The following is a 281-nucleotide window of genomic DNA, read 5'->3' as shown; positions in this document are numbered from 1 at the left end:
AGATGTGTATAAGAGACAGGGCATGCGGGCGGCTGGCTCCTGGTCGTCGGTTCCACGCTGGCGTGCGCGGGCCTGTGCTGGGCGGACCGCATCACCGATCGGGTCGGGGCGTGACCGCGGCGGCGCTGTTTCTCGCGGTGGCCGCGTGGATCGGACCCGGGCCGTCGCTGGTCCGGGCGCGGGCGCGGATCCCGGCCCGCGAGCGTCGGCGGCGCCCGGGGCGCGGGCCGGCGCGCGGCCCCGATCCGCTGGCGGTCGCGGCCCTGTCTCTTATACACATC

Annotated in this window: 1 pseudogene; it reads left to right on the top strand. The window is 75.8% G+C overall.

The window, feature by feature from the left end:
• Positions 1 to 15 precede the first annotated feature (15 nt).
• Positions 16 to 114 (top strand): annotated as a pseudogene (locus WU80_RS26525) (hypothetical protein); the annotation flags it as partial.
• Positions 115 to 281 lie beyond the last annotated feature (167 nt).

Origin of the sequence: Mycobacterium sp. UM_11 (genome assembly GCF_001414075.1) — a bacterium.
Taxonomy (GTDB): Bacteria; Actinomycetota; Actinomycetes; order Mycobacteriales; family Mycobacteriaceae; genus Mycobacterium.
The sequence above is the reverse complement of the archived record's forward strand: the minus strand, read 5'-3'. Positions and strand labels throughout refer to the sequence as shown.